This window comes from Rhizobacter sp. P3_B12 (assembly GCF_056402895.1).
In genome coordinates this window covers 1-5541 of the sequence record NZ_JBFUGN010000368.1, presented here as the reverse complement: position 1 = coordinate 5541, position 5541 = coordinate 1, and the positions used below count along the sequence as shown (strand labels likewise).

The 5541-nt window shown below is 68.2% G+C and carries 6 protein-coding genes; 2 read left to right on the top strand and 4 right to left on the bottom strand.

Annotated features, from left to right (window positions below):
- The coding region (locus tag AC1D01_RS18655) for an alpha/beta hydrolase (RefSeq protein ID WP_477868869.1) at positions 1-733 on the top strand (733 nt) is incomplete at its 5' end.
- A gap of 80 nt (positions 734-813) precedes the next feature.
- A complete protein-coding gene (locus tag AC1D01_RS18650) occupies positions 814-2238 on the top strand; it encodes a hypothetical protein (protein WP_477868867.1) in 1425 nt (474 codons plus the stop codon).
- Between the two features lie 11 nt (positions 2239-2249).
- Here the strand turns inward: AC1D01_RS18650 and AC1D01_RS18645 are convergent, their stop codons facing one another.
- The 4 genes from AC1D01_RS18645 to AC1D01_RS18630 all read right to left on the bottom strand — a co-directional run.
- The gene (locus AC1D01_RS18645; protein WP_477868865.1) at positions 2250-2825 is read right to left on the bottom strand and encodes a DUF3501 family protein; all 576 of its coding nucleotides are present in this window, start codon (positions 2823-2825) and stop codon (positions 2250-2252) included.
- 13 nt (positions 2826-2838) lie between these two features.
- The gene (locus AC1D01_RS18640; RefSeq protein ID WP_477868863.1) at positions 2839-4185 is read right to left on the bottom strand and encodes a (Fe-S)-binding protein; all 1347 of its coding nucleotides are present in this window, start codon (positions 4183-4185) and stop codon (positions 2839-2841) included.
- A 7-nt stretch (positions 4186-4192) separates the two neighbouring features.
- Complete coding sequence (locus AC1D01_RS18635; RefSeq protein WP_073468527.1) at positions 4193-4612, bottom strand: rubrerythrin family protein; 420 nt, start codon at positions 4610-4612, stop codon at positions 4193-4195.
- Positions 4613-4771: 159 nt separating this feature from the next.
- Positions 4772-5541 (bottom strand): alpha/beta hydrolase (locus AC1D01_RS18630; protein WP_477868860.1); only part of this gene is annotated, 770 nt, incomplete at its 5' end.

Genomic DNA, 5541 nt, shown 5'->3' with positions numbered 1-5541 from the left:
GGCCTCGGCCGCACAGGGCATGGACGATGCCTGGATCGACTACCGCTCCAGCGCGGCCGAATCCCGCGGCCAGGCGGTCCGCCTGCACGGCCTGTGGCTGCCGCAGGACGATGCCTCGGCGCCGGTGCTGCTCTACCTGCACGGCGCCCGCTTCGACGTGCGCACCAGCGCATCGCGGATGCGGCGCATGCATGAGCTGGGTTTCTCTGTGCTCGCCATCGACTACCGAGGCTTCGGCCGCAGCAGCGCCGGCCTGCCGTCGCAGGAGCTGGCCGCCGAGGACGCCCATGCCGCGTGGGACTGGCTGGCAACGCAGCGCCCGCAGGCGCGCCGCTTCATCTTCGGCCACTCGCTGGGCGGCGCGATCGCGGTGCAGCTCGCCGCCGAGGTGCGCGACGAAGCCGGCCTGATCGTCGAAGGCAGCTTCACGTCGATCGCCGACGTGGTGTCGACCTTCCGCTGGGGCTGGCTGCCGGTCGGGCCGCTGATCACGCAGCGCTTCGACGCCGCCTCGCGCATCGCCGAGGTCGGCTCACCGGTGCTGGTGGTGCACGGCAGCGACGACACGCTGATCCGGCCGGCGCTCGGCCGCGCGCTGTTCGAGCGGGCCCGCGAGCCGAAGCGCTTCCTGCTGGTCGACGGCGCCTCGCACCACAGCACCAACGACCTGGGGCAGCCGCAGTACCGCGAGGCGGTGGCGGAACTGTTCGGCATCGGCAGGCCGCAGCACTGACGGGAACACCAGTCTGGAACCCCGGCAGGGTGAACTGCCACTCACCGGCGTTCCCACTTCGCGCCGTCGCCCCGCCCACCATGAAACGCGTACGCCCTGCATCTGATCTGCGGCACCAGGAGCCTGCCAACAGGAACCCGGCCCTCGAAACCGAGTTGAGGCAGTGCGTCCAGTTCGACGGGCAGTCGCAGACCCATCAAGACATCTGGTGGCTGGCCGCCTGCCAGCCTTCCGCGACCTTTGCGCAGACATCGGAAGGCCTCGACCACATCGCCCTCCTCCGGGAATGCGACAACCAGCACTGGGTGCTCAACTTCGGGCACATCGCCACGCTGTTCGGCGTGACCGCGCTGACCGACGAGATCGTGTGCCCCAGCCCTGAGCTGATTGCTCATCTGCTCTGCACCTGCCCGCAGATCGTCGACATGACGCTCGAGGAATTCTGTGCCGATGGCGGGCACATCCCCGGCCTGGAAGCGGCGTTGTCGGGCACGCGCCATCTGCGCAGCTTCGACCTCCACCCGGAGGACGTGGACCCCGGCGTCAGCCTGGGCATCGTGCGCGGATTGCGCTCACACCACCACCTGACATCGTGGCGCCACTGGACCGACGACGACCCGGACGCCATCGTCCCCGAGCTGGCGCAGACCCTGTCCGGCATGCAGAACCTGCAATGCCTGGACCTGTGCATCGACGCGTCATGGAACGCCGGGCACTTCCAGCAGATCGCGCGCAAGCTCGCGCACATGCCGGCCCTGCAGGATCTCAGGCTCTCGCTGGCGGCAGGCTGCGATCTTTCGCGTTTCTTCCAGGCACTGTCGACGGCCGGCCGTGCCGCACCTCTGGCAAGACTGAAGGTGGGCATCGACCATGCATCCGACGACGCGAGCCGCGACACCGCGGTCGCGCTGATCCGGGGGATCGCCACGTTGCCAAGGCTGATGTCGCTGCACGCGTCCCACCATGTGCTCGAGGCGATGGACCTGAAGCTGCTGATCGACGCCATCCGACGGAATGGTGCCTTCGACACCCTCACGTCCCTGGACGCCTTCGGCAGGGGGCATCCGGTCCAGTTTCCCGATGACCTGACCGCCGCACTGCACACCAACCGAAACCGCTTCGACCTCGCCCCGGTCGGCATGGTGGGCCCCGCCTGCAGCGCATTCGTCAATCTCGTCCTGGCCCAGCACGACTTCGCACCTGTGTCGGAGCTCGGCCCCGTGGTCGCCAGTCATCTGGTGGGCCAGGCCGCCGCGCCCGATCTGCGGGACTGCCAGGGGCTGCTGCGCGTGTCGAAGAAGGTCTGGGAGGCCACACGCGACATGCGACACCAGGCCCTGCGTCAATTGCTGAAAGTTTCACCGACAACACCAGGCATGGCGCTGCACAGGATCCACCTGGCCCTGCTCGCCCAGGAACTCGATGTCCTCAGCCCCGAAGAAACGCATCCGCTGGTCGAATTGCACGGCGACTGGCTGCTGCAGCACCGATCGCTCCGGCAGTGAAGCCGCACGGCCTACCGCAGATCTCCCGCCAGCGACGCCAGCGTCTCCGGGCTGATCGCCACATGCGCCGGGTAGTGCGTGTGGTCGCAGCCCAGCTTGCAGGCCGCGCCGGCGCGCAGCGCCTCGCGCGCGGCGGGCGGAAACTCGAAGCGCAGGAAATGCACCGCCGAGGTCTTCTCGTCGGTCTCGCGGTCGAGGTCTTCGTCGGCGATCGCGTAGACGCGCGGCTGCCCCTCGACCTCGACGAACATGCGGTCCTCGATGCCGATCAGCCGCGCCAGCTCGCGGCGGCGCTCGTGCACGTCGGGGTACTCGATCAGCATCGTCGCCTTCCAGTTGCCGCCGTCGGGCAGCAGCGGCGCGTAGGCCTCGATCTCGCCCTGGATGCCGGCCTCGTCGAAGATCTTCTCGATGTGCAGCATCTCCTGTATCTGGCGGCGGATCGTCTGCTCGTCCTCGAACTGCACGGTGACGTGCTCGCCCAGCGCCACCGAGCGCCGCCGCCGGTGCGCGATGAAATCGGCGCGCTGCGCGGTGCGGATCTTCGCGTAGGCCTCCAGCGTCAGCAGGCTGTCCTTGGTGATCATCTCGGTGGCCCCCTCAGAGTCCGTAGGCGATGCGCACCAGGCTCAGCGGGTGCGCGAGCTTCGACGCCGGCGCGCCTTGCTGCGCCATGCCCTGCGCGATGTGGTGCCCGGCCAGCGCGCAATCGGAGCTGATGTAGTCCGGCCCGCCGGTCGCCATCGCCTTGAACACCGGCCGGCCGATCTTCATCGCGACCGGGTGGGTCGGCGTCTTCACGCCATAGGTGCCGGCATGCCCCGAGCAGCGCTCCACGGTGTTGAGCTGCACCGTCACCGCCTGGCCGATCAGCTTCAGCACCTCCTCGGTCTTCCTGCCGATCTTCTGCACCCGGCCGTGGCAGGGGATGTGGTAGCTCACCTTGCCGAGCGGCTGCTTGAAGTCGGTCTTCAGCAGGCCGTCCTTGTGGCGCGCCATCAGGTACTCGAACGGGTCGAACATCGCTTCCTGCACGCGCTTCACGTCCGCGTCGTCGGGAAACATCAGCGGCAGCTCCTGCTTGAACATCAGCGTGCAGCTCGGGATCGCGCTCAGGATCGCGAAGCCTTCCTTCGCGTAGCGCGCGAGCACCGGCACGTTGGCCTCCTTGTGCCGCGCCACCGCATCGAGGTCGCCGAGCTCCAGCTTCGGCATGCCGCAGCACGACTCCTTCTCGACGATCTCGTACGGGATGTCGTTGTGCGCCAGCACCTTGAGCAGGTCATGGCCGATGCCGGGCTCGTTGTAGTTGACGTAGCAGGTCGCGAAGATCGCCACCTTGCCGGGCGTGCGCTCGCCGTTCGTCACGGTGCTGGCCGCGCCGCGCTGCTTTGCGCTCCAGCGGAAGCGGCTCGTGGCGAGATCGGGCAGCCAGGCCTCGGGGTGCACATGCAGCGTGGCGTCGAGCAACTTGCGCATCGGCTTCGTGCGGTTCAGCGCATTCGCCACCTGCACCACCACCGGGATGCCGGCGAACTGGCCGTGCACGTCGGTCGAGGCAAGGAAACGCTCGCCGGCGCCGACCTCGCCCTTCTTGAACTTGATCGCCTTGGCGCGCAGCATCGTGTGCGGGAAGTCCAGGTTCCACGGGTGCGGCGGAACGTACGGGCACTTCGTCATGTAGCAGAGGTCGCACAGGTAGCACTGGTCGACCACCTTCCAGTAGTCCGTCTTCGCGACGCCGTCGACCTCGTGGGTCGAACTCCCGTCGACCAGGTCGAACAGCGTCGGGAACGACTGGCACAGGCTCACGCAGCGCCTGCAGCCATGGCAGATGTCGAAGATGCGCTCCATCTCATGGAGGCACGCCCCCTCGTCGTAGAACGAGGGGTTCTTCCAGTCGACCGGATGGCGTGTGGGCGCTTCGAGGTTCCCTTCGCGGGTCATGCTGTTGTCAATCGACCAGGGCGTCCAGTGCCTTCTGGTATCGATTGGCGTGCGAGCGCTCGGCTTTTGCCAAGGTCTCGAACCAGTCGGCGATCTCGTCGAAGCCTTCGGTGCGCGCCTGGCGCGCCATGCCCGGGTACATGTCGGTGTACTCGTGCGTCTCGCCGGCCACCGCGGCCAGCAGGTTCTGCCGGCTCGAGCCGATCGGCAACCCGGTCGCCGGGTCGCCCACCACCTCCAGGAACTCGAGGTGGCCGTGCGCATGGCCGGTCTCACCCTCGGCGGTGGAGCGGAACAGCGCCGCCACGTCGTTCTGCCCTTCGATGTCGGCCTTGTTCGCGAAATAGAGGTAGCGGCGGTTGGCCTGCGACTCGCCGGCAAACGCGTCCTTCAGGTTCTGCTCGGTCTTCGATCCTTTCAATCCCATGGCGCTCTCCAGCTAGTGAATGAAGTGGACGCCGAACCGTAGCGCGAGCACCGGCGCGCGGCAAATACAAAGCTTCAATGCAGTGCATAGCAGGCCGCTATGTTTTCCGCGGGTAAACGAGGACAGAAAAAACGCGAGGACGGAAATTCGCCGACCCGATCACCCCAACCCGAGCAGCTGGCGCGCCAGGTGGTTGAGCCGCCCGCCCGGCGACGCCAGGTCGTGCAGCACGGTGAAGTGGTTGGTGCCGGGGATGCGCTCGCACACCGGCACCGCGCGCTCGCCCCAGGCGATGCGGATCGCGTCGTTCTGCAGCAGGAATTCCTCGCTCTCGTCGGCCCCGACGACAGCGCACAGCACGCCGTTCGGTGCCGGCATCGCCACCGGGCTCAGCTTCGCGGCCAGCGCCGGCGTGAGCCGCAGGTCGTCCGCGAGGAAGGGCGCGCGCCGCACCGGCTCCAGGTCGAACACGCCGCTCACCGCCAGCGCGCCGCGCACCAGGTGCGGCGGCAGGTCGATCCCCACCTGGGGCCATTCGCAGTTCAGCAGCATCGCCGCCAGGTGGCCGCCGGCCGAGTGCCCGGCCACGATGATGCGCAGCGGGTCACCGCCGTACAGCGCCGCGTTGCGCCACACCCAGGCCAGCGCCTTGACCATCTGCAGCGCGATGAAATCGATGCCCACCGACGCCCCCCGCGTGCCGGGGCACAACGCGTAGTTCGGCACCACGACCATCGCGCCGGCATGCACGAAGGTCGGCGCGAGGAAGGAATGCTGGGACTTGTCCAGCGAGCGCCACCAGCCGCCGTGGATGAACACCAGCACCGGCGCGCCGGCGCGTGCGGCCGGGAAGATGTCGAGCGTCTCGTTCGGCCCGTCGCCGTACGGCACGTCGATGCGCCGCGACAGCCCGTCGCGCGACAGCGCCG